The organism is Streptomyces sp. NPDC020490 (genome assembly GCF_044335305.1).
In the GTDB taxonomy this organism is placed as follows: Bacteria; Actinomycetota; Actinomycetes; order Streptomycetales; family Streptomycetaceae; genus Streptomyces.
Window position 1 is genome coordinate 205,638 of the sequence record NZ_JBIRUY010000007.1, and the last position, 22,488, is coordinate 228,125.

A 22,488-nucleotide genomic window follows, 5' to 3' on the forward strand; every position below is an offset into this window, starting at 1 on the left:
AGCACGGGAAGAGATGTCGGCACCCAATAAGTCGTACGACCCTGTCGAGGTCGAGGCGTTGAAACCGGAACAGATCGAGCGCATGCGGGACGAGGCGCTCGCCGCCTTCGCCGCCGCGGACTCCCTCGACGCCCTCCAGGAGGCCAAGGTCGCGCACACCGGCGGCACCTCCCCGCTGGCCCTCGCCAACCGCGAGATCGGCGCCCTGCCCCCGCACGCCAAGGCCGACGCCGGCAAGCGTGTGGGCCAGGCCCGCGGCGCCGTGAACAAGGCGCTCGCCGCCCGCCAGGCGGAGCTGGAGGCCGAGCGCGACGCGCGCGTGCTGGTCGAGGAGTCGGTGGACGTCACGCTGCCGTTCGACCGCGTGCCGGCCGGCGCCCGCCACCCGCTCACCACGCTCTCGGAGCGCATCGAGGACATCTTCGTGGCCATGGGCTACGCCGTCGCCGAGGGCCCGCAGGTCGAGGCCGAGTGGTTCAACTTCGACGCCCTCAACATCGGCCCCGACCACCCGGCCCGCGGCGAGGCCGACACCTTCTTCGTGGAGGGCCCGCAGGGCGGCACCGAGTCCGGCGTCGTGCTGCGCACCCACACCTCGCCCGTGCAGATCCGCTCGCTGCTCGACCGCGAGCTGCCGGTCTACGTGATCTGCCCCGGCCGCGTGTACCGCACCGACGAGCTGGACGCCACCCACACCCCGGTCTTCCACCAGGTCGAGCTGCTCGCCGTCGACGAGGGCCTGACCATGGCCGACCTCAAGGGCACTCTGGACCACATGGTCCAGTCGCTGTTCGGCGAGGGCGTGAAGACGCGGCTGCGGCCGAACTTCTTCCCGTTCACCGAGCCGTCCGCCGAGATGGACATGGAGTGCTACGTCTGCCGCGGCGAGTCCGTCGGCAACCCCGACCGGCCCTGCCGCACCTGCTCCTCCGAGGGCTGGATCGAGCTCGGCGGCTGCGGCATGGTCAACCCGCGGGTGCTCGTCGCCTGCGGCGTCGACCCGGAGAAGTACAGCGGCTTCGCCTTCGGGTTCGGCATCGAGCGGATGCTGATGTTCCGCCACAACGTCGATGACATGCGAGACATGGTCGAGGGTGACGTCCGGTTCACCCGGCCGTTCGGGATGGAGATCTGATGCGGGTCCCGCTTTCTTGGCTGCGGGAGTACGTCGACCTGCCGGCGACCGAAACCGGCCGCGACGTCCAGGCCAAGCTCATTTCGGCCGGTCTGGAGGTCGAGACCGTCGAACACCTCGGCGCCGACCTCAAGGGCCCCCTCGTCGTCGGCCAGGTGCTGACCATCGAGGAGCTGGAGGGCTTCAAGAAGCCGATCCGCTTCTGCACCGTCGACGTCGGCACCGCCAACGGCACTGGCGAGCCGCAGGAGATCGTCTGCGGCGCCCGCAACTTCGCCGTCGGCGACAAGGTCGTCGTGGTCCTGCCGGGCGCGGTCCTCCCCGGCGGCTTCGCCATCGCCGCGCGCAAGACGTACGGCAAGACGTCCCACGGCATGATCTGCTCCAGCGACGAGCTGGGCATGGGCGACGACGGCAGCCACGGCATCATCGTGCTGCCGCCGGAGACCGAGGTCGGCAAGGACGCCATCGAGCTGCTCGAACTCGTCGACGAGGTCCTGGACATCGCCGTCACCGCCAACCGCGGCGACTGCCTGTCCATCCGCGGCGTCGCCCGCGAGACCGCCATCGCCTACGGCCTGCCGCTGCGCGACCCGGCGCTGCTCGACGTGCCCGCCCCGAACGCGTTCGGCTACCCGGTGACGGTCTCCGACCCGGCCGGCTGCGACCGTTTCACCGCGCGCACCGTCACCGGCCTGAGCCCGGAGGCCCGCTCCCCGATCTGGCTGCAGCGCCGCCTGCAGAAGGTCGGCATGCGGCCGATCTCGCTCGCCGTCGACGTCACCAACTACGTGATGATGGAGCTCGGCCAGCCCCTGCACGCCTACGACCGCGGCCTGGTCCAGGGCACGATCGGCGTCCGCCGGGCCGAGGAGGGCGAGAAGCTCGTCACCCTCGACGGCGTCGAGCGCTCCCTGCACGCCGAGGACCTGGTCATCACCGACGAGCGCGGCCCGATCGGGCTCGCCGGCGTCATGGGCGGCGCCAACACCGAGATCGCCGACCACGACGACCTCGAGAACGCCACCAGCGACGTCGTGATCGAGGCCGCGCACTTCGACGCGGTCTCCATCGCGCGCACCGCCCGCCGCCACAAGCTGTCCTCCGAGGCGTCCCGCCGCTTCGAGCGCGGCGTCGACCCGCAGGCCGCGGCCGCCGCCGCGCAGCGCACCGTCGACCTGCTGGTCCTGCTCGCGGGCGGCACCGCCGAGGCCGGCGTCACCGAGGTCGTCGCGTCGGCCGGGCCGCACACCATCACCGTCCCGGCCGACCACCCGGACAAGGTCGCGGGCGTCGCCTACGGCCGCGAGACCGTCGTACGGCGGCTGCAGGAGGTCGGCTGCGACGTCTACGGGCAGGACGAGCTGACCGTCACCGTGCCGTCCTGGCGGCCCGACCTGCTCGAGGCGAACGACCTCGCCGAAGAGGTCATCCGCCTGGAGGGCTACGAGAACCTGCCCTCCACCCTGCCCAAGCCGCCCTCGGGCCGGGGCCTGACCCACCGGCAGCGGCTGCACCGCCGCGTCGGCCGCGCGCTGGCCGCGGCGGGCTACGTCGAGGCGCCCAGCTACCCCTTCATCGGCGAGCAGGTCTTCGACCAGCTGCTGCTGGAGGCGGACGACCCCAAGCGCCGCGTCGTGAAGCTGACCAACCCGCTCAACGACGAGGAGCCCGCGCTGCGCACGTCGCTGCTGCCGGGCCTGCTCGGCGCGCTGCGGCGCAACGACGGCCGGGGCTCGCACGACCTGGCGCTGTTCGAGACGGGTCTGGTCTTCCACCCGCGCGAGGAGCAGCGCGCCGCCGTGGCCCTGCCCGTCGACCGGCGTCCCACCGACGAGGAGATCGCGGAGCTGAACGCCGCGCTGCCCGAGCAGCCGCGCCACGTCGCCGTCGTCCTGGCCGGCGCCCGCGAGCAGGCCGGCTGGTGGGGCGCCGGCCGTCCCGCCGGGTGGGCCGACGCCGTCGAGGCGGCGCGCGCCGTCGCCCGCGAGACCGGTGCCGACCTGATCGTCCGCAAGGGCCAGTACGGGCCGTGGCACCCGGGCCGCTGCGCCGAGCTGGCGGTCGTCGTCGACGGCGCCGAGCGGGTCGTGGGCCACGCGGGCGAGCTGCACCCCCGCGTGCTGAAGGCCCTGGGCCTGCCCGCGCGGGTCTCGGCGATGGAGCTGAACCTGGACGTCCTGGAGCGGGCCGGCGACGACACGCCCCAGGCGCCGAGCATCTCCACCTTCCCGGTCGCCACACAGGACGTCGCCCTGGTGGTCGACGCGTACGTCCCCGCGGCGGACGTCGAGGGCGCGCTGCGTGAGGGAGCGGGCGAACTGCTGGAGCACATCCGGCTGTTCGACGTCTACCAGAACGACGACCAGCTCGGCGAGGGCAAGAAGTCCCTCGCGTACGCGCTGCGGTTCCGTGCCGCGGACCGGACGCTGACGGTCGACGAGGCCTCGGCCGCCCGGGACGCGGCCGTCGCCCTGGCGGGCGAGCGCACGGGAGCGGTACTGCGCGGCTGACCGCCGCCGACGGGGCCGCACGTCCGCCGACCGGGTACGGGCGACCGGTACGGGCGGTGGACGCGTGGCCCCGCGGTCAGTCCGGGCGACCCGGTTCGCCCGGACCGGCTGCCGACAGCAGCGGACCGGCCTTTCGAGGCCGGTCCGGCCGCTTTTGACGGGCCCGCACAAAAGCCGCCCGTCAGGGGCCCGGGGAACCGCGCGACCGGCCACGACGGACCCGCAGCCGACGACGCACCGTTGGGACCACACGGTCGAGAAGCGGGAGTGATCGCACCGCTCAGCCGCCGCCGGCGAGCCGTCCGCCCCGCCACGGAGTGTCGGGCAGGCAGCTGGGCGGACGGCGTGGAGACGGGCCGCCGCACTGGTACGAGGGGGAGCCGACGGCCCGGCCGGCCTCTTGCGAGGCAGTTCAGTCAGCCGGCCGGAAACTCTCCGCGACAGCGCGCACACACTGCGGATCCGGGCACTCCGTTCACACCCCGTGTGAAGGGGTTGGCACTACTCTGACGGCACCGAGGCACCCGGGGGGCATCCATGCAGCCCAACACTCTGCTCGACGCGATCCTGGACGAGGCCGGGATCTCGCACGCGGGGCTGGCCGCACACGTCAATCACGCGGGCCTGGCGCGCGGACTCGCGCTCCGCTACGAGCACACCGCCGTGGCGCGCTGGCTCAAGGGACAGCGGCCCCGCGGCCAGGTGCCCGACCTCATCTGCGAGGTGCTGGCCGCCCGGCTGCACCGGCCCGTCACCCTCGACGACATCGGCCTCGGCGTCCCCGGCGAGCCGTCCGCACCGCACGGCACCTCCCTGTCCGGTTTCGTCGAGCGCGCCACCGCCCTGTGGCGCTCCGACGAACAGCAGCGCCCGCACATCCTGGGCGCGCCCGCGGTCACCGGCACGCCCGCCGTCATGCCGGTGTGGGAGTGGGAGAACCCGCCCGAGGACGTCGACGTCTCGCGCGGCGGCCGGCACCGCGTCACGTCCTCCGACATCGAGATGCTGCGGGCCGCCCGCACCCACTACGAGCAGATGTACCGCAAGGCCGGCGGCATGGCGACCCGCACCCGCATCGTCGGCTTCCTCAACGCCGAGGCCGCGCCGCTGCTGCGCGGCAGCTACACCGACGCCACCGGCCGCCAGCTGCACCGCGCCACCGGCGGCCTGGTGGCGATCGCCGGCATCTGCGCCTACGACTCCGACGCCCACGGCCTGGCCCAGCGCTACTTCCACCAGGCGCTCCGGCTCGCCAAGGCCAGCGGCGACCGCGGCCTGGGCGCCTATGTGATCGCGCTGCTGGTCAACCAGTCGCTGTTCATGCGGGAGTACCGCCAGGCCGTCGCCTTCGCGGAGGCCGCGCTGCGCGCCGCCGGCAAGCACATCACCCCGGCGCTCGCCTCCGACCTCTACGCGATGCAGGCCAAGGCGTACGCGCACCTCGGCGACGGCACGAGCGCGCTGTCCTGCATCCGGCGTGCCGAGCAGGCCGCCGAACGGATCCGGCGCGGGCACGAACCCGACGAGACCGGCTATGTCCAGCCGGGCCTGGTCAACGTGCAGGTGGCGGAGGCGTTGCTCAGCCTCGGGGAACTCACGGCCGCGGGGGAGCACGCCGCGGCGGCCGTGGACAACCCCGCGCACGACCGGGGGCGGGTGCACCGGCTCGCCATGCTCAGCACGATCGAGCTGCGGCGGGGGAACGCCGACAAAGCGGTGGCCACGGCCGTGCAGATGGCCGAACAGGCCCGGGGAATGGAGTCCCAGCGGCTGCGCGACAGACTCCGCGCGGTGCGCGACCACCTGGTGCGCAACGGCTGCACGGGCACCTCCGAGGCCGCCGAGCTGATCGACGGCGCGCTGCGGGTGCCGCTGTAGGCCGAGGTCCGCGGACGGGCTCGGGCTCCGGAGCACCGACAGTCTTCGCCCCTGCTGCGATATTGCCCCTTACCCAAAGGAAGGTGGCAGAACCGTGCAGTGGACGAAACAGAACGAACAGACTGTGTACTCAAACCGCTGGTTCAGCGTCAATCTCGCGGATGTCGAGCTGCCGGACGGCCGGCATCTCGATCACTTCCTGATCCGGCTGCGGCCGGTCGCCGTCGCCACGGTGGTCAACGGGGCCAACGAGGTCCTGCTGCTGTGGCGCCACCGCTTCATCACCGACAGTTGGGGGTGGGAACTGGCGGCGGGCGTCGTCGAGGACGGCGAGGACGTCTCCCGCGCGGCCGCCAGGGAACTCGAGGAGGAGACCGGCTGGCGACCGGGGCCCCTGTACCACCTGATGAGCGTGGAACCGTCCAACGGCCTCACCGACGCCCGGCACCACATCTACTGGGCCGACGAGGGAGAGTACGTCGGGCACCCCGTGGACGACTTCGAGTCGGACCGCCGGGAATGGGTTCCCCTCAAGCTCGTCCCGGACATGGTCGCCCGCGGTGAGGTCCCGGCCGCCAACATGGCAGCCGCGTTACTGCTCCTGCACCATCTCAGGCTCGGGCAGGACGCCCAGCCCTGATCTCCCCCGACCGGGTCCTGGTCCCTCAGCGGCCCAGGGCCTGCCAGATCGCCACCACCAGCGCGCCCACCGCGGTCAGCGCCGCGACCGCGGGCAACGGCCAGCGGCTGTGCTCCAGGGCGACGATGCGGGCGCTCAGCTCGTCGATCTCCTTGTCCGTCTCCTCCGTTCGGTGACTGAGCAGAGCCAGCCCACCCTCGACGCGCGCGTACGCCACGTCGAGGCGCCGGCGTAACTCTGCGAGTTCTCCATTGACCACGGGATGCTCCGGGTCGGCGGTCACGAGTCCGCTCCTTTCCGTAGTCGGCACATCCCTTGCATGCGCATGATGAGTGAACTCGCCTGGTGGGCGCGTGGGGAGAGTGTGCGTGGGGCATATGCGTGCCCGGTGCGCACACGGTGTGTGAAACGCGTGGGCCCGGCACTCGGAAGAGCGCCGGGCCCATGGTCGTCGCACTGTGTGACCGCCACCCTGCAACGGGCACTGTGCGAACGCCGTGCGCGGTGTCAGCCGTAGACGTAGAAGCCCGATCCGGACTTCCGGCCCAGCCGGCCCGCGTCGACCATGCGCTGGAGCAGCGGGGGAGCGGCGTACAGCGGCTCCTTGTACTCCTCGTACATGCTCTGCGCCACCGAGGCGACCGTGTCCAGGCCGATCAGGTCGGACAGCTTCAGCGGGCCCATCGGGTGGGCGCAGCCGAGCTCCATGCCGTTGTCGATGTCCTCGCGGCTGGCGATGCCCGACTCGAACATCCGGATCGCCGAGAGCAGGTAGGGGATCAGCAGCGCGTTCACCACGAACCCGGAGCGGTCCTGGGCGCGGATGGCGTGCTTGCCGAGCAGCTTCTCCGCGAAGAGCTGCGCCCGGCCGAGCGTGCCCTCGGAGGTGGTCAGCGCCGGGATCAGCTCGACGAGCTTCTGCACCGGGGCCGGGTTGAAGAAGTGGATGCCGATGACGTGGTCGGGGCGCGAGGTGGCCACGGCCAGCTTCACCAGCGGGATCGAGGAGGTGTTGGAGGCCAGGATGGCGTCGGGCCGGGTCACGACCTGATCGAGCACCTGGAAGATCTCCGTCTTGACCTGCTCGTTCTCCACGACGGCCTCGATCACCAGGTCGCGGTCGGCGAACTCGCCCAGGTCGGTGGTGAAGCTCAGCCGGGCCTGCGTCGCCGCCAGCTCCGCTTCGGTGATCTTGCCGCGCTCGGCGGCCTTGGCCAGGGAGCCGAACAGCCGGGTGCGGCCGATCTCCAGGGCCTCGCCGGTGGTCTCGGCGACCTTCACGTCCAGTCCGGCGCGGGCGCACACCTCGGCGATGCCCGCTCCCATCTGGCCGCAGCCCACCACACCGACGCGCGCGATGTCTCCAGCCGGGATGTCCGTCACATCGTCCCCTTCACTGATCCATCCGTGGCAGGTCTGCCGTGTTTCGGTCCCTGCTCCGACCCTGCACGTTACCTTCGGCGATCGTTGATCGATCACCGGGGTGCCGCCAGGCGGCCCGGCGCCGGAGACAGACGCACGGGAGGCAGCAGTGAGGACACGGAGGACAGCACCCTGGTCGCGCCGGGCGTTCGCGGTGACCGCCCTGTCGGCGCTCATGGCGGGCGGCGCGACGGCGGGCGGCGTGGCGGCGGCCGGCGCGGTCACGGGCGGCGCAGTCACGGGCGGCGTGGCGGCGGGCGGCCCGGGCGGTGGCCGGCGGCGCGCGGCCGGGGAGATGCGGGGGGTGTGGGTGGCGACCGTGGCCAACCGCGACTGGCCCTCGCGGCCGGGGCTGACCGCCGCGCGGCAGCGCGCCGAGCTGATCGCCCACCTCGACCGCGCGGTCCGCGACCGGCTCAACACCGTGATCCTCCAGGTGCGCCCGACCGCCGACGCGCTGTGGCCGTCGCCGTACGAGCCCTGGTCGCAGTACCTCACCGGCACCCAGGGCAGGAACCCCGGCTGGGATCCGCTGGGGACGGCGGTCGAGGAGGCCCACGCCCGCGGTCTGGCCCTGCACGCCTGGTTCAACCCCTACCGCGTCGCCAACCACACCGACCCGGCACGGCTGGCCGCCTCGCACCCCGCGCGCAGGCACCCGGACTGGGTGGTGCCGTACGGCGGGAAGCTGTACTACAACCCGGGACTGCCGGAGGTCCGCGCCTTCGTCCGGGAGGCCATGCTGGACGCGGTGCGCAAGTACCCCGTCGACGCGGTGCACTTCGACGACTACTTCTACCCCTACCCGGTGGCCGGCCGGACCTTCGACGACACCGCCGCCTACGACCGCCACGGCGCCGGCCACGCGACCCGGGCCGCCTGGCGGCGCGCCAACATCGACAAGCTGATCGAGGAGACCGCGGCCGGCATCGAGCTGGTCCGGCCCGCCACGCAGTTCGGGATCAGCCCCTTCGGAGTGTGGCGCAACGCGGCGACCGACCCCCGCGGTTCCGACACGCGCGCGGGCGTGGAGACGTACGACGACCTGTACGCGGACACGCGGAAGTGGGTGCGGGAGAACTGGATCGACTACATCTGCCCGCAGCTGTACTGGAACATCGGGTTCGCCGCCGCCGACTACGCCACGCTGGTGTCCTGGTGGGCGGACGTGGCGCGGAACACCGCGACGAGGCTGTACCTGGGCGAGGCGCTGTACAAGACCGGGGACCCCGCGCAGCCCGCCGCCTGGCAGGACCCGGCGGAACTGTCCCGGCACCTGGCGCTGGCCAAGAAGCATCCGCAGGCGCGCGGGCACGTCTTCTTCGCCGCCAAGGACGTGGCGGCCGATCCGATCGGGGCGATGGCGCGGGTCGTCGCCGACCACTACACACAGCCGGCGATGCCCCCGCGCTGATCCACCGGACGAGCCACCGGTTCTCCCGGTTCTACCGGTTCTCCCGGTTCTCCCGGTGGCGGATCTCGGTGTCGGGGCCGGGTGAGCACACGCCCTCGTGCCCGTCCTCGAAACGGACGCGGTAGGGAGGATTGCCCTCCTGGCCCATCACTTCGACGATCTCGCCGACCTTGTCCTGCTGGCCGACCACCCTGCCGTGCTGGACAAGCTGGTCGCCCTTGGTTGCACGCATCTGCGCGGCCTCCTCACATGGTGCCGAGCGGCGGTTCCGTGGCCATGGGTCCAGGGCGCGGGAGCAGGCGGGAAGCGGTCCGAACGGCCCTCAGCCCCGGGCCCGCTGGGTCACGGCGATGCACACGAGCACCGCCGCGGCGGTCAACGGAGCGGCCACCGTCAGGTGCTCCCCCAGCAGCAGCACCGACCACACCAGTGTGAGCAGGGGCTGCGCCAACTGCAACTGACTCGCCTTGGGGATCCCGACCGCGGCCATGCCCCGGTACCACACGACCAGCCCCAGGAACTGCGAGCCCGCCGCCACCCACAGCAGTCCGGCCACGCTGTGCGCGGTCAGGTGCGCGGGCTCCAGCGCCAGGGCGGCCACGGCGGCGGGCACGCTCAGCGGCAGGCACAGCACCAGGGCCCAGCCGATGACCTGCCAGCCGGGCATGATCCGGGCCAGCCGGCCGCCCTCGGTGTAGCCCGCGGCGCACACCAGCAGCGCCGCGAACAGGAACAGGTCGGCGGCGGTCAGCGCGCCGCCGCTCTGCTGGGCGGTGAACACGGCCACCGCGGCCGCCCCCGCGACCGCCGCCGCCCAGAACGTCCGGGAGGGGCGGACGCCGACGCGCAGCGCGGACAGCAGGGCGGTGGTGAGGGGGAGCAGGCCGATCACGACGGCCGCGTGCGCGGTGCTGGACGTCCGCAGGGCGAGCGTCGTCAGCAGCGGGAAGCCGACGACGACGCCGCCGGCGACGACCGCGAGGCCCGGCCAGTGCGCCCGCCCCGGCACCGGCACGCGCAGCGCCAACAGGCAGCCGCCCGCGATCAGCGCGGCGAGGACGCTGCGCACGGCGACCAGCGCCCAGGGCCCGAAGCCCTCCAGACCCCAGGCGGTCGCGGGGAAGGTGAGGGAGAAGGCGACGACGCCGAGGGCGGCCTGCAAGGTGCCGACGCGACGGTCCGCCGCGGCCGGTGCCGCCGCCCCGGCCGTTTTCCCGGAGGTGCCGACCGCTATCGATGCTGCCGCAGTAGCGCTACTCTGTGCTCTCATGCAAGAGCGTAGCAGTGTGGGTGAACTGGCGGAACAGCTGCGACAGGAGCTGGACCGCTACTCTCCCGGAGGGAAGCTCCCCTCCAGCCGGGCGCTCGTCGAGCGTTTCCGGGTCAGCCCGGTGACCGTCTCGCGGGCCCTCGCCCAGCTCGCCGCCGAGGGGCTGGTGGTCACCCGGCCCGGCGCCGGAGCCTTCCGGGCGCAGCCGCGCGCGAGCGCCGTCGCCGCGGGGGACACCTCGTGGCAGGAGGTGGCGCTGAGCGCGGACGGCGCCACCGACCTCGTCCCGCGCACGGTGGACGCCTCGGGCGTGCTGGTCTCGCTGACCGGCCCGCCGCCCGGCGTCGTCGAGTTCAACGGCGGCTATCTGCATCCCTCGCTCCAGCCGGAACGGGCGATGGCGGCGGCGCTGTCCCGCGCCGGACGCCGGCCCGGCGCCTGGGGGCGGCCGCCGGTGGAGGGACTGCCGGAGCTGCGCGAGTGGTTCGCGCGGAGCATCGGCGCGGCGGTCACCGCCGCGGATGTGCTGGTCACCGCGGGCGGCCAGTCGGCGCTGACCACCGCCCTGCGCGCGCTCGCCCCGCCCGGGGCGCCGGTGCTGGTCGAATCGCCCACCTACCCCGGCATGCTGGCGATCGCCCGCGCGGCGGGGCTGCGGCCCGTCCCCGTCCCCGTGGACCCGGACGGGGTGAAGCCGGCCCTGCTCGCCGACGCCTTCCGGGCGACCGGGGCCCGCGTCTTCGTCTGCCAGCCACTGTTCCAGAACCCGACCGGCGCCGTGCTGGCGCCCGGGCGCCGCGCCGCGGTGCTGCGGACCGCCCGGGAGGCCGGCGCGTTCGTCGTCGAGGACGACTTCGTACGGCGGCTCGCGCACGAGGACGCGGGAGAGCTGCCGCGGCCGCTCGCCGCCGACGACCCCGACGGCGTCGTCGTCCACGTCTGCTCGCTGACCAAGGCCACCTCGCCCAGCTTCCGGGTCGGCGCCCTGGCCGCCCGCGGCCCGGTCCTGGAACGTCTGCGCGCCATCCAGATCGTCGACACCTTCTTCGTGCCGCGGCCGCTGCAGGAGGCCGCGCTCGAACTCGTCGGCTCGCCCGCCTGGCCGCGTCATCTGCGGTCCCTGTCGGCACAGTTGAAGGCCCGCCGCGACGTGATGACGGCGGCCCTGCGCCGGGAGCTGCCCCGGCTCGCCCTGCCGCACATCCCGTCGGGCGGCTACCACCTGTGGCTGCGCCTCCCCCACGGCACGGACGAGGCGGCCCTGACGGCCGCCGCCCTCCGCGCCGGCGTCGCCGTCACGCCCGGCCGCCCGTACTTCGGCGCCGAGCCCCCGGCCGGCCACCTGCGCCTGAGCTTCGCGGCGGTGGCGGGCACCGGCGAGATCACCGAAGGAGTGCGGCGGCTGCGGACCGCCGCGGACGAGGTGCTGCAGCGCATCGGGGCCGTGCGGTGGGGGTGACGGGAAAACGGTTCGACAAACCGCAGGCCGGCCTGTGACCCTCCCGCCATGAACGACATCCCGAGCCTTCCCGACGATTACGAGTTCTCCGCCGATCCCGGACGGGTCGACGTCGATCGCGTGCACCACTGGCTGTCCACCGACGCGTACTGGGCGCTCGGGCGGCCGCGGGAGAAGCTGGACCGGGCGATCGAGGGCTCGCTGAACTTCGGTGTGTACGACAGGGTGTCGGGGGAGCAGGTCGCGTACGCGCGGGTCGTCACCGACCGGGCGACCTTCGCCTGGCTGTGCGATGTCTACGTCGACCCGTCCGTGCGGGGCAAGGGGATCGGCACCGTCATGGTCGCGGCCGTGCGCGAGCACCTGCTCCCGTACGGGCTGCGGCGCCTGCTGCTCGCCACGCACGACGCCCACGGGGTGTACGAGAAGGTCGGCTTCACCGCGCTGGATCGGCCCGAGCAGTGGATGGTGCTCGCCTTCGAGTGAGCCGTCGGAGGGCGAACCGTCCGACCGGAGGGCGACTTGTCCGGCAGATCCCGACCCGGAGGTAAGGGCTCACGCACCCTGGGTGACTCGTAGGTAACACCCCTTGACCTGCTTACTCCCGCGGCTCACCATCGCCGCATGCAGCTGAGGGTCACATTCGTCGCGGCCGCGCGCAGTTCCCCGCCGCTCGCCGAGCGCTTCGAGGACGACCGCCCGCTGGACCAGGCCGGCTGGGACGAGGTGCAGCGCGCCGCCCCCGCCCTGGTCCCGCTGGCGGCGTCCGAACTGCGCTACTGCTCGCCCACGCCCCGCAGCCGCGCCACCGGCGACGCCCTCGGCTACGCGCCGCTCGTCCAACTCGCCCTGCGGGACTGCGACATGGGGCGCTGGCGGGGGCTGACGCTCGGCGAGGCGATGGCCCGCGAGCCGGAACTGGTGGACGCCTGGCTGGCCGACCCGCACGCCACCCCGCACGGCGGCGAGTCGCTGCTGGCCTTCGTCTCCCGCGTCGGCGGCTGGCTCGACACCCGGCCCTACGAGGACGGCTGCCGCATCGTCGCCGTGGCCGAACCGTCCGTCATCCGCGCCGCCCTGCTGTACGCCCTGAAGGCGCCGCCGTCGGCCTACTGGAGCATCGACGTGCGCCCCCTGTCGGCCGTCACCGTCACCGGTCACGCCCGCCGCTGGAACCTCCGCCTCGACGGGGTGCCGGGCTAGCTGTCGCTCCTGGACGGTGGCGCCGAGGTCAGTGGCGCACTCGTCGGCCGGCGGGACGTCCGGCTCGTCGGCCGTAAGCGCCCGAAGCGCGACCGTAAGGAGACCCGAAGCGTTTCCGAAGGCATATGCCGCACAGTGGTCGAGGTGCTTGAGAACGGAACGATCGGGGCTGGAGGAGCGGGGATGGACGACGGCGACGCCCGGCTGCGGCTGGTGATCCTCGTCGGCGCGGCCAGGGAGGGACGCTTCGGGCTGGCGGCCGCCGAGTGGCTCGCGACCCGCGCCCGGTTGCGCAGCGATTTCGAGGTCGATGTCATCGACCTGGCCACGGCCTGGCTGCCGGACCTGATGACCGCCGATCCCGCGCTGCCGCGGCCCTCCGCCGTCCGGGACCTGTCCCCGTGGCTCGCCGCCGCCGACGCGTTCGCCGTGGTGACGCAGGAGCACCGCTCCGGCTACCCGGCGGCCCTGAAGAACGCGATCGACTGGTACGACAGCGAATGGCATGCCAAGCCCGTCGGCTTCGTCTGCTACGGCGGGCCGTCCGGCGGGCTGTGGGCCGTCGCCCAGTTGCGGCAGGTGTTCGCCGAGTCCCACGCGGTCACCGTCCCGGAGACCGTCAGTTTCGACAACTACCAGGAGCGATGGGGCTCAGAGGGGCAGTTCCACGACACCGAGGACTGCCGCCGCGCCGCCCTCGCCATGCTCGACCGGCTCGACTGGTGGGCGCGCGCCCTGCGCCGGGCCCGTGCCCGTGAGCCGTACACGTACTCGTACCCCGCCCGCGCGGAGGAGTGACACATCCATGGACACCAGGTGGTTCCGGCGGTTCGGCGAGCCGCTGCCCGCGGCCTGTCGGCTGATCTGTTTCCCGCACGCGGGCGGCTCGGCCACCGCCTACGCACCGCTGTCGCGGAAACTGTCCGGGACGCTCGACGTCCTCGCCGTCCAGTACCCGGCCCGCCAGGACCGGCGCGCCGAGCCGCCCGCGAACGGCATCCTCGGGCTCGCCGCCCGCATAGCCGAGGCCCTCACGCCCCACACGCGGCAGCCGTACGCGTTCTTCGGCCACAGCATGGGGGCGCTCGTCGCGTATGAGACCGCGCGGATCCTGGACCACGGATCCGTGCCGCCACCCGTGCGCCTGTTCCTGTCCGGGCGCGGCGCGCCCGGCCCGACGCCGGACCCGCACGACCGGCTCACCGACGACGCGGCCATCCTCGCCGCGGTCCGGAAGCTGGGAGGCACCGACGCCTCCGTGCTGGACGACCCGGAACTGCTCGACATGGTGCTGCCCGCGCTGCGCGCCGACTACGGGGCCCTCGCCTCGTACCGCTGGCAGCCCGGTCCCGCGCTGAACACCCCCGTCACTGTGCTCGTCGGCGACGCGGACCCGGTCGTACCGGTCGCGTCGGTGGCCGGCTGGGCACGGCAGACGCGACAGGACGACGAGGTTCTGGTCTTCGCAGGGGGCCACTTCTATCTGAGCGAGCGGTTGGACCAGGTGACCGCTGTCCTGACGACCCGCTTGAGACCATCGACAGGGGGAAGCAGTGGAATTCAGGGTTCTGGGCCCGTTGGAGGCGTCAGCGGGAGAGCGCAAGCTGGCCCTCGGGGGCCACAAACAGCGTGCGGTGCTGGGGCTGCTCCTGCTGCGGGCGAACCGGGTGGTGGCGACCAGCGAACTGCTGGGCGCGCTGTGGCCTGACGAGAACCGTCCCACCACCGCCCGGAAGATCGTGCAGAACGCGGTGTGGGGCCTGCGCGCCCTGTTCGCCGAGCAGAGCGCCGTGCACCGCGGCCCCGAACTGGTCACCCAGGCACCGGGATACGTGCTGCGGCTCGACCCGGAGCGGCTGGACCTGCACCGCTTCAACCGCCGGGTCGCCGAAGGACGCTCCCGTCTGTCCGCCGGCGCCCCCGCCGAGGCCGCCCGGCTGCTCGGCGCCGCGCTGGAGGAGTGGCACGGGCCGGCGCTCGCGGACCTCGCCGAGGCGGGCACCGACTGGCCGGAGCTGACGGCACTGAGCCAGCTCCGGCTGGACGTGATGGAGGACCGCTTCGAGGCCGAACTGCGCAGCGGCCACCACTACTCCGTCCTCGGCGAGCTGGTCTCCCTGGCCGAGGAGGAGCCGCTGCGGGAGCGGCTGTGCGGCCAGCTGATGCTGGCCCTGTACCGCTGCGGCCGACAGGCCGAGGCGCTCGACGTCTTCAGCCGGGTACGACGGGCGCTGGTCGAAGAGCACGGCCTGGAGCCCTCCCGCGAACTCCAGCTGCTCCAGCAGAACATCCTCACCCACGACCCCGCGCTGGCCCCGCCGGCCACGGTCGCGCCCGCGCCGCCCGCCGTGCACACCAGGCCCGCCCAGCCCGCGCCGCCCGCCGTGCACACCCGGCCCGAGCAGCCCGAGCAACCCGCACCGCCAGAGCAGCCCGCGCCGCCCCGGGCGCTCCCGGAACGGGTCTCGCACCGGGCCCCGTCCCCGCACACCGAGCGCAGGTCGGTCGCCGTCCTGCTGGTCGGCGCCCGCACCGCCGAGACATCCGCCGCCGGTCAGGATGCGGCGGAGTCCCACACGCTGTACGACGCCGTGGCCGCGGTCGCCGACTGCGTCGAGGAGTTCGGCGGCACCGTGGCCGGGTCGCTCGGCCGGGTCTGGGTCGCGGTGTTCGGGCTGGACACCGGCCGGGCCGAGGCCGCGCAGGGCGCGGTGCGCGCCGCGGTGGCCCTGCGCGTCAGGCTCAGCCAGGTCCCCGGGCCCCGCTGGCACGCCGTGGTCTCGGCGGGCGAGGCCCTCGTGCGCTGGAACCCCCATGACGCCTCCGCGCCCGTCCGGGTGGTGGGCCGCCTCGTCGACGAGGCCCGGACCCTGCTCGCCACGGTGCCGTCCGGCGCGATCCACCTCGACGGCGAAGCCGTGCAGGACACCGTGGGCCTGGTCCGGCAAGTACCGACCGAACAGCCCCGGGTGCGGGCCGTCGCCGGGCTGCGCACGACCGCGGAGACCGCCGCCCTGCCCGACCCGTCCGGCGGCTTCGAGGCCGAACTGGGCATGGTGAAAAGCCTGTTGACCCGCTCCCGGCGCCATGACGCCCCGCATCTGGTCACCATCCTCGGCCAACCGCGCGTCGGCAGGACCCGCTTCCTCGCCGACTTCGTCCGCAGCATCCAGGGCGAGGCGGTCCGGGTGGTGCGGGTGCGCGGCAGGGACCCCCGGGCCTCGTGGACGCTCTGCGACGTGCTGCGGGCCTGCTGCGGGCTGCCCCTGTCCGACACCGACGACCGCGGGCTCACCGACGTCGTGCGCCGGGTCGCCGGGCGCAGCGAGACCGCGGAACGGCTGCTGCGGCGGCTCAGCCCCGGCCGGCCGTACGACCCGTCCGACCAGGATGCCGAGGCGTACGAGGCCTGGTGCGAGCTGCTGGTGCTGCTGGCCCGGGAACAGCCGCTGGTGCTGTGCGTGGACGACGCGCACGCCGCCGACGACGCCGTACTCGGCCTCGTGGAGAAGCTCGCGTCGCTGCCTCAGGACGTGCCCCTGCTCATCCTGGTGTGTGCCCGGCCCGGCGGCCTGCTGACCCGCAGGCCCCTGTGGGGCAGCGGTCTGCGGCACAGCGTGACCCTCACCCTGCAGCGGCTGCCCGGTGCCGCTGCCGAGCAGTCCGTGGGCAGCGGATGGCTGCGTGATCCCGCTCCGCGCGAGGCGGTCCCGCGTGAGGCCGTTCCGCGCGAGGCTGTTCCGCGTGAGGTGGTGGCCGAGGTCTCGGGCGAGCTTTCCGGGGAGCGCTGAAGCGGCCCCGCGACGCCGAGGGGATGCCGCGGGGGTGACGCGCCCGTGGCAGCGGGACCCGGCCCCCGCTGCGGTGACCCGTCCTCAGGCCGGGTCGCCGTCCGCCCCGGACAGGAACACCGACCGCAGCAGCCGGTCCAGCGCGTCCTCGGCGAGCGGCGCGAGGTGCAGGGTCATCGTCTGCCGCGCGACACCGGACCAGGCCGGGCGGGCGCCGAGCGGTCCGTCGTGCGCGCCGACCACGACCAGCAGCGGCGCGTCCGGGCAGTCGGCGCAGAGCTGCTCCACGACGGCCGGCAGGGCGTCGTCCGCCTGGTGCACGCCGTCCCAGATCAGCACCAGCGGCCCGCCGCGCGCGGCCAGCGCCATGAACCGGCGCCAGGCGGCCAGCAGCCGGTCCCGCTCGTCCGCGCCGCGGTACCGCCCGGCGAGCAGCGACCGCAGCGCGGGCAGCAGTTCGGCTGCGGTGCCGGCGTCGGCGAACCCGCGCAGCGCGGAGGCGAGTTTGCCGTCGGCGGTCGCGGGATCGTCCTGGCGGGTGATGCCGCAGCAGGCGGCCAGCGTCTCGGCCGGTACGGCAAGCGCGTCGCCGCCCGCGGTGACCGTGCCGTCCAGGACCCGTACCGGGTCGGGGGCGGTCTCCGCGATCCTGCGGCGGAACTCCATCAGAAGCCGGGTGCGGCCGAGGTCAGAGTGGCCGAGAACGGAGATCAGGTGCGGGGTGGAGCGCTGGCGGGCCCGGCTCAGGAAGCCGGTCATCAGGTCCAGTTCGGACTCCCGCTCGAAGCAGGGGACGTCCCCCTCGGCGCCCGGCCGGAGCGCGTGCACCTGCCAGGTCGCCGTCGCGTCGGGCAGCCGGTGGTAGCTGACGGCGTCCTGGGTGCGTCTTCGGGTCTCGTCGCAGACGTGGATCTCGGCCGGCGGGGTCAGGCACAGCATCGTCTCGCAGGCGTCGACGAGTTCACCGCTGATCCAGGGATCGTCGCCGGCCGCGCCGGAGGACGGCCACCGGCACACGTACGCCGCCCCCGTCGCCAGCGCCGCGTGCACCGACAGCCCCTTCACCACAAAGGTGGGCGGGGCGAGCGGCGAGGCGGGGATGCTCAGGCAGTCCCGGACCGCGAGCCCCGCCCGCACGGCCCGCTCCGCGCAGTCGTCCCGGCCGGGCTCCTCCTCGAACAGGCTGAGCAGCACGGACCCTATCGACCAGGCCGCGCACCCGCCCGACTTCTCTATCTCCTCCCGCGCCAGTTCGCACACGGTGTCCAGGACGCGGTCGATGTCGCCGGCCGACAGATCGTCGAACTCCGTGCCCAGACTGAAGCGGATCATCAGCACCGAGCCGGACCGGTAGGCACCGCCTCGGCCGTCGGGCGAGGGCGAGGGCGACGGCGAGGCGGTGAGGGGGCGGGCGGGGGTGTCGGGTCCGGTGCCGGTCCCGGCACGGGAAGGGGCTCCCGCCGGGGATACGGCGGTGCCGGCGGCCGGCAGGGGAGCAGCGCCCGGCGCGGGGGCCGGTCCGCTCCCCGGCACGGCGTCGTGGAGGGGGCCGGGGCGAGGAGCGGCAGACGGGCCGAGGATCAGTCCGGTGAGCGGCCCGGGAACCGGTCCGGCGCCGGGTTCGGGCGCTGGTGTCGTGCCTGGCCCGGCCGGTGCTCCGGTGCCCGGCGCAGCGGGTGTTCCGGTGTCCGGCCAGGGGGGTGCTCCGGCGCCGTGGTCGACGGCTGCTCCGGTGCCCGGGGTGCGGGCTGCTTCGGTGTGCAGGGCGGCGTCCGCTCCACGGCCGGGCAGGAAGGCGGGGCCTGGTCCGATCGCCGGGCCTGCGTCCGCTTCGACGACGGGCCCGGGGCTTTGGGCGGAGGCCGGTCCGGCGCTTCGGGTGGGATCCGGTCGGGTGCCGCGCCCCCGAGCTGTTCCGGTGTCCCGGGCCCGATCCGGTCCGGTGTCCAGGGCCCGATCCGGTCCGGTGTCCAGGGCCCGGCCCGGTCCGGTGTCCAGGGCCCGGCCCGGTCCGGTGCTCCGGGCCCGATCCGTACCAAGGCTCCGGGCCCGGCCCGGTCCGGCGTCCGGGCCGGAAGCCCATCCCGTTCCTGGTGCCGGAGCCGCACCGCCACCAGCGGAAGGCGTGGGGGCCGTCCCCGGACCGGCGCCGTACGGTAAGGAAGCCGGTCCGGTGCCGAAGGCGGGGGCCGACGGGGAACCCGGTCCGGTGCTGTACGACGGGCCGGGCAGGTTCAGCCGGGGGTCCTGGGCGAGGATGGCCGACTGGAGGCGCTGCATCTCGCGGCCCGGCTCCAGGCCGAGGCCCTCGACGAGGGCGGTGCGGATGCGGGCGTAGACGTGCAACGCGTCGGCCTGTCGTCCGCTGCGGTACAGGGCGAGCATCAACTGGCCCGAGGCACGCTCACGCAGCGGCTCCGCCCGGACGAAGGCGTCGAGGTCACGCAGGACCGACTGGTGCTGGCCGCACAGGAGTTCGACCTCGAAGCAGTCCTCCATGACGTCGAGCCGCTTCTGCTCCAGCCCGGCCAGCTCCGGCCACACCGTACCGGCCTCGGCGAGATCCGCCAGGGCGGGCCCGCGCCACAGCGCGAGCGCCTCGCGCAGCGCCCTGCGGGCGCGGGCGGGCTCACCGGTCAGCAGGGCCGCTCGGCCCTGTGCCGCCAGCCGCTCGAACCGCAGCAGATCGACCCGTTCCGGCGGCACCCGCACCACATATCCGGGGGCCTGCGTCACCAGCTGTGCCACCTGGGCCTCGCCCGGCACGGCGAGCGTCCGTCGCAGCCGCCAGATCGCGTTCTGCAGGATCTTGCGTGCCGTGCCCGGCACCCGGTCCGCCGGCCACACCGCCGACAGCAGGCGCCGGGTCGGCACCACCTCGCCCGCGTGCAGCAGCAGATAGGCCAGTGCCGCGCGCTGCCGGGTGCCGCCGAGAGCCACCAGCCCCGACGGCACCTCCACCTCGAGTGGTCCCAGTAGACGGAACTCCACGACGTCTTCCCCCGTTTCCTCGCTCGGCCGGGTCGTCACCCGACCCGGACCGATCGTGTCAATCCCTGTCTTCCCAAAGGACGGCAACGTCAATGTGATGAGATCGGCCGGGCGGTGACCCGCGCCGAGGCAAGGGCACGGGCCGGGGCCGCTGCCGTGTGTCCGCGTGTCAGCCGGCCGCCGTTCCCGCCAGCCGGGCGCCGTCTCCGTCGCGCAGCAGCCCGCACACGTCCCGCAGGCCCGCCTCCAGCTGCGCGATCTCCTCGTCCGAGACCTGTACGGACGGCTCGAAGCGCAGCGTCTCGACCGCACTCGCCGTCGGGAAGGTGCGCACCCCGTGCGCATGCAGCAGACGGCCCGCCAGGAAGTAGCCGAACAGCCCGCTCCCGGCCAGCGAACGTACCGACTCGGAGGCGGACCCGCTCTGGTCGTGGAACTCCAGGCCGAGCATCAGACCCATGCCCCGCACCTCCTTCACCACGTCGGGGAAGTCGGCGCGGACGGACTCCAGCACCGCCCGCAGGGCCGCACCGCGCTCCACGGCCCGGCGGTAGCCGGCCCCGCCGTCGGCCTCCAGCAGCTCCAGCACCTTCAGGGCGATGGTGCAGGAGAAGCTGTCCTTGGCGAAGGTCGAGCTGTGCACGATCTCGAACTCCCGCCGGTAGCGGGCCTCGCGCACCAGCATCACCGACGTCTTGGCCAGCCCGCCGCCGAGCGTCTTGGCGAGCGTGTAGTAGTCGCCCACCAGGCCGGTCTGCGCCGAGGCGAGCAGCGTGCCCGTACGTCCCATGCCGCTCTGGATCTCGTCCACGATCAGCGGGACGTCGGCCTCCGCGCAGAACTGCTGGATCGCCTCCGCGAACTCGGCGCCGAGCACCCGGATGCCGCCCTCGCCCTGGATCGGCTCCACCAGGAAGGCGCAGAACACGGGGAACTCCCGCTCGACGACATCCACCTGGCCGTTCGTCACCTCGAGCGAGTACGCGACGCTCCGTTCCTGCGCGTGGATCTCCTTCAGCATTTCGGGCCGGTCCCGCGGCACGAACCGCGCCTGCGCGGCCAGCGCCTGGAACGGCGTGCGGTAGGCCGCGTTGTGGGTGAGCTGCACACTCAGGCCCAGCTTGCCGTGGAAGCCGCCCTCCAGCGCCAGGAAGAGCGGCGGCCGGTTGAACCGTGCGGAGTTCTCGGCGGTGACGCGTGCCGTCAACTCGGCGAAGGCGGCGGCCGTCGCGGCTCCGGTGGAGACCCCGAAGCGGGTGCGGATCCGGGCCGGCACCTCGGCCTCCCCGGCGGCCACCGCGGCTCGCGCCCGGTCCGCCGAGTGCTCCAGTTCCTCGCGCAGTGCGGCGATCCGCAGCACCCGGTCCAGTTCGGCATGCTTGACGGCGGCCTCCACGGCCTCCGCGCCGGTGTTCGCGAAGATGGCGAAGTAAGGTTCCGCGGAGCCGAGTTCGCGGTGCACGATCCGGTTCAGCTCGGCGGCGAGACGGTTGGCGTAGGGGTGCCGGGAGAACTGCGCGTGCACGGGCGTGCCCGCGTCGAGCAGGTCCCGGGCGCAGGCGACCAGGTCCGGGTGGTTGTGGCCCAGCAGTACCGAACCGTAGCCTCCGGCGAAGTCGGCGACCGGGATCTCGCCGCCGTCCTCGCCGCGCCGGTACAGGGTGTTGCCCTCGGCCCGCACGTACTCGACGGCCAGACCGGCCGTTCCCAGCACTTCCCGCAGATACGGCTCAGCCAGTTCCGGCCCCTCGGCCGCGGAGTTCTTGGTGTCCATGGGTTCAGATTGCGCCGTTCTGGTCAGCGGCCGGTCATCGGCGGCTCTTCGTCCGGCCTCGAGCACCTGTGAGCGACCTGCGGGAGCAGACGATTACCGGCGGATGACGGACTGCCGGAATCCCGACGGTACGTTGGCGAAAGCGGGCCCTGGTCGGCCAACGGCAGGGCCTGAGAGCGCCCCGCGAAAAGGATCGGAGAATCCGGAATGAATTCCGCGCCCGCTCACCTCGACGCCGTGTCCGCCTTCCCGCCCGCCCTCGACGCGGTGACCCCCGCCGTGCTGCGCACCGTGATGGCGCGTTTCGCCACCGGAGTCACCGTGATCACCGTGGGCGGCGCACAGCTGCACGCGATGACGGCGAACGCGTTCAGCTCGGTGTCCCTCGAACCGCCCTCGGTGCTGTGCAGCGTGGGACACGGCGCGGTGATGCACGGAGCGCTGTCCTCGGCGGGACGCTTCGCCGTCAACATACTCGGTGCCGAACAGGAGGATCTGGCGCGCCACTTCGCGAACAGCAAGCGCACGCTGGGCGCCGCCCAGTTCGAAGGGGTGGCCTGGACGCCGGGCCGGCACACCGGCTCCCCGCTGCTGGGCGGCGCGCTGGCCTGGCTGGAGTGCGAGCTGACGGCCGCGCACGCCTTCGGTGACCACACCATCTTCATCGGAACCGTGCTCGGGGCGGGTCAGGTCGCCGAGGGCGGAGGGCTGCTCTTCGTCGACGGCCGGTTCGGCCGGGTGGCACCCGCCGCCGAATGACCGCGATTTCCCGGACGCCCGGGCCGGGAATCCACGCGCCCCTTGTGGCCGCCGTTCCCCTGAACCGCCGATGACCGCGCCCAGACCGGGGAATTCCCGCAGGGTGAACCGTCCGTTCGCCGCCCTTGAGGCTTTTCCAACCTCAGCTTGACGTGGCCAGGTGAAGGGCGAGTACGGCCTTGACCAGGTCGGTGATGCGGGTGGTGCTGCAGCGGAGCTTGCGCAGCAGGCGCCAGGAC

Annotated in this window: 18 protein-coding genes and 1 pseudogene; 12 read left to right on the forward strand and 7 right to left on the reverse strand. The window is 73.6% G+C overall.

Annotated features, from left to right (window positions below):
- Positions 1-13 precede the first annotated feature (13 nt).
- The 4 genes from pheS (at position 14) to ACH4ZX_RS10755 (ending at position 6,166) form a co-directional block, all read left to right on the forward strand.
- The gene (gene pheS, locus ACH4ZX_RS10740) at positions 14-1,135 is read left to right on the forward strand and encodes a phenylalanine--tRNA ligase subunit alpha (protein ID WP_360752018.1); all 1,122 of its coding nucleotides are present in this window, start codon (positions 14-16) and stop codon (positions 1,133-1,135) included.
- Complete coding sequence (gene pheT, locus ACH4ZX_RS10745; protein ID WP_398270679.1) at positions 1,135-3,648, forward strand: phenylalanine--tRNA ligase subunit beta; 2,514 nt, start codon at positions 1,135-1,137, stop codon at positions 3,646-3,648. Before pheS ends, pheT begins: the two co-directional genes overlap by 1 nt.
- Positions 3,649-4,185: 537 nt before the next feature.
- Complete coding sequence (locus ACH4ZX_RS10750; RefSeq protein ID WP_398270682.1) at positions 4,186-5,526, forward strand: transcriptional regulator; 1,341 nt, start codon at positions 4,186-4,188, stop codon at positions 5,524-5,526.
- Between the two features lie 94 nt (positions 5,527-5,620).
- A complete protein-coding gene (locus ACH4ZX_RS10755) occupies positions 5,621-6,166 on the forward strand; it encodes an NUDIX hydrolase (protein WP_398270685.1) in 546 nt (181 codons plus the stop codon).
- A gap of 25 nt (positions 6,167-6,191) precedes the next feature.
- Here ACH4ZX_RS10755 and ACH4ZX_RS10760 read toward each other — a convergent pair whose 3' ends face one another.
- Together ACH4ZX_RS10760 and ACH4ZX_RS10765 are read right to left on the reverse strand one after the other, a co-directional pair.
- A complete protein-coding gene (locus tag ACH4ZX_RS10760) occupies positions 6,192-6,449 on the reverse strand; it encodes a hypothetical protein (protein WP_398270745.1) in 258 nt (85 codons plus the stop codon).
- 224 nt (positions 6,450-6,673) lie between these two features.
- The gene (locus tag ACH4ZX_RS10765) at positions 6,674-7,549 is read right to left on the reverse strand and encodes a 3-hydroxybutyryl-CoA dehydrogenase (protein ID WP_398270688.1); all 876 of its coding nucleotides are present in this window, start codon (positions 7,547-7,549) and stop codon (positions 6,674-6,676) included.
- Between the two features lie 214 nt (positions 7,550-7,763).
- Here ACH4ZX_RS10765 and ACH4ZX_RS10770 point away from each other — a divergent pair, with 214 nt between their 5' ends.
- Positions 7,764-9,002 (forward strand): glycoside hydrolase family 10 protein, encoded by a 1,239-nt coding sequence (locus ACH4ZX_RS10770; RefSeq protein WP_398270748.1) that lies wholly within the window; start codon positions 7,764-7,766, stop codon positions 9,000-9,002.
- Between the two features lie 31 nt (positions 9,003-9,033).
- Here ACH4ZX_RS10770 and ACH4ZX_RS10775 read toward each other — a convergent pair whose 3' ends face one another.
- Both ACH4ZX_RS10775 and ACH4ZX_RS10780 read right to left on the reverse strand, forming a co-directional pair.
- A complete protein-coding gene (locus ACH4ZX_RS10775; RefSeq protein ID WP_398270691.1) occupies positions 9,034-9,234 on the reverse strand; it encodes a DUF1918 domain-containing protein in 201 nt (66 codons plus the stop codon).
- A gap of 90 nt (positions 9,235-9,324) precedes the next feature.
- Complete coding sequence (locus tag ACH4ZX_RS10780; RefSeq protein WP_398270694.1) at positions 9,325-10,272, reverse strand: DMT family transporter; 948 nt, start codon at positions 10,270-10,272, stop codon at positions 9,325-9,327.
- Between ACH4ZX_RS10780 and ACH4ZX_RS10785 the strand changes: the two genes are divergently transcribed.
- From ACH4ZX_RS10785 to ACH4ZX_RS10810, 6 genes are all read left to right on the forward strand, one after another.
- Positions 10,271-11,731 carry a PLP-dependent aminotransferase family protein gene (locus ACH4ZX_RS10785; protein WP_398270697.1) on the forward strand — a complete coding sequence of 487 codons (1,461 nt, stop codon included), beginning with the start codon at positions 10,271-10,273 and terminating at the stop codon, positions 11,729-11,731. The genes ACH4ZX_RS10780 and ACH4ZX_RS10785 overlap by 2 nt on opposite strands.
- A gap of 48 nt (positions 11,732-11,779) precedes the next feature.
- Positions 11,780-12,217: a GNAT family N-acetyltransferase gene (locus ACH4ZX_RS10790; protein WP_398270700.1), complete on the forward strand. Its 438-nt coding sequence runs from the start codon at positions 11,780-11,782 to the stop codon at positions 12,215-12,217.
- 138 nt (positions 12,218-12,355) lie between these two features.
- Positions 12,356-12,934: a histidine phosphatase family protein gene (locus tag ACH4ZX_RS10795; protein ID WP_398270703.1), complete on the forward strand. Its 579-nt coding sequence runs from the start codon at positions 12,356-12,358 to the stop codon at positions 12,932-12,934.
- Positions 12,935-13,117: 183 nt separating this feature from the next.
- On the forward strand, positions 13,118-13,732 hold the full coding sequence (locus ACH4ZX_RS10800) for an NADPH-dependent FMN reductase (RefSeq protein ID WP_398270706.1): 615 nt from the start codon (positions 13,118-13,120) through the stop codon (positions 13,730-13,732).
- Between the two features lie 7 nt (positions 13,733-13,739).
- Positions 13,740-14,642: a thioesterase II family protein gene (locus ACH4ZX_RS10805; protein ID WP_398270709.1), complete on the forward strand. Its 903-nt coding sequence runs from the start codon at positions 13,740-13,742 to the stop codon at positions 14,640-14,642.
- Complete coding sequence (locus ACH4ZX_RS10810; RefSeq protein WP_398270712.1) at positions 14,569-16,725, forward strand: BTAD domain-containing putative transcriptional regulator; 2,157 nt, start codon at positions 14,569-14,571, stop codon at positions 16,723-16,725. Before ACH4ZX_RS10805 ends, ACH4ZX_RS10810 begins: the two co-directional genes overlap by 74 nt.
- A gap of 84 nt (positions 16,726-16,809) precedes the next feature.
- Here the strand turns inward: ACH4ZX_RS10810 and ACH4ZX_RS10815 are convergent, their stop codons facing one another.
- Complete coding sequence (locus tag ACH4ZX_RS10815) at positions 16,810-19,716, reverse strand: BTAD domain-containing putative transcriptional regulator (protein WP_398270715.1); 2,907 nt, start codon at positions 19,714-19,716, stop codon at positions 16,810-16,812.
- 169 nt (positions 19,717-19,885) lie between these two features.
- Positions 19,886-21,490 (reverse strand): aspartate aminotransferase family protein, encoded by a 1,605-nt coding sequence (locus ACH4ZX_RS10820; protein ID WP_398270718.1) that lies wholly within the window; start codon positions 21,488-21,490, stop codon positions 19,886-19,888.
- A 207-nt stretch (positions 21,491-21,697) separates the two neighbouring features.
- On the opposite strand from ACH4ZX_RS10820, the gene ACH4ZX_RS10825 reads away from it, so the two are divergent.
- Positions 21,698-22,249, forward strand: coding sequence for a flavin reductase family protein (locus ACH4ZX_RS10825; protein WP_398270721.1), 552 nt, complete (start codon positions 21,698-21,700; stop codon positions 22,247-22,249).
- Positions 22,250-22,391: 142 nt separating this feature from the next.
- On the opposite strand, the pseudogene ACH4ZX_RS10830 reads toward ACH4ZX_RS10825, so the two are convergent.
- Positions 22,392-22,488: pseudogene (locus ACH4ZX_RS10830) on the reverse strand (IS5/IS1182 family transposase); the annotation flags it as partial.

What these genes read in the sequence shown, in the direction of transcription:
- ACH4ZX_RS10770 (WP_398270748.1), top strand. Translation starts at nt 7,764, where the DNA reads ATGGCGGGCGGCGCGACGGCGGGCGGCGTGGCGGCGGCCGGCGCGGTC.
- pheT (WP_398270679.1), top strand. Translation starts at nt 1,135, where the DNA reads ATGCGGGTCCCGCTTTCTTGGCTGCGGGAGTACGTCGACCTGCCGGCG.
- ACH4ZX_RS10780 (WP_398270694.1), bottom strand. Translation starts at nt 10,272, where the DNA reads ATGAGAGCACAGAGTAGCGCTACTGCGGCAGCATCGATAGCGGTCGGC.
- pheS (WP_360752018.1), top strand. Translation starts at nt 14, where the DNA reads ATGTCGGCACCCAATAAGTCGTACGACCCTGTCGAGGTCGAGGCGTTG.
- ACH4ZX_RS10775 (WP_398270691.1), bottom strand. Translation starts at nt 9,234, where the DNA reads ATGCGTGCAACCAAGGGCGACCAGCTTGTCCAGCACGGCAGGGTGGTC.
- ACH4ZX_RS10825 (WP_398270721.1), top strand. Translation starts at nt 21,698, where the DNA reads ATGAATTCCGCGCCCGCTCACCTCGACGCCGTGTCCGCCTTCCCGCCC.
- ACH4ZX_RS10800 (WP_398270706.1), top strand. Translation starts at nt 13,118, where the DNA reads ATGGACGACGGCGACGCCCGGCTGCGGCTGGTGATCCTCGTCGGCGCG.
- ACH4ZX_RS10795 (WP_398270703.1), top strand. Translation starts at nt 12,356, where the DNA reads ATGCAGCTGAGGGTCACATTCGTCGCGGCCGCGCGCAGTTCCCCGCCG.
- ACH4ZX_RS10750 (WP_398270682.1), top strand. Translation starts at nt 4,186, where the DNA reads ATGCAGCCCAACACTCTGCTCGACGCGATCCTGGACGAGGCCGGGATC.
- ACH4ZX_RS10805 (WP_398270709.1), top strand. Translation starts at nt 13,740, where the DNA reads ATGGACACCAGGTGGTTCCGGCGGTTCGGCGAGCCGCTGCCCGCGGCC.
- ACH4ZX_RS10790 (WP_398270700.1), top strand. Translation starts at nt 11,780, where the DNA reads ATGAACGACATCCCGAGCCTTCCCGACGATTACGAGTTCTCCGCCGAT.
- ACH4ZX_RS10785 (WP_398270697.1), top strand. Translation starts at nt 10,271, where the DNA reads ATGCAAGAGCGTAGCAGTGTGGGTGAACTGGCGGAACAGCTGCGACAG.
- ACH4ZX_RS10820 (WP_398270718.1), bottom strand. Translation starts at nt 21,490, where the DNA reads ATGGACACCAAGAACTCCGCGGCCGAGGGGCCGGAACTGGCTGAGCCG.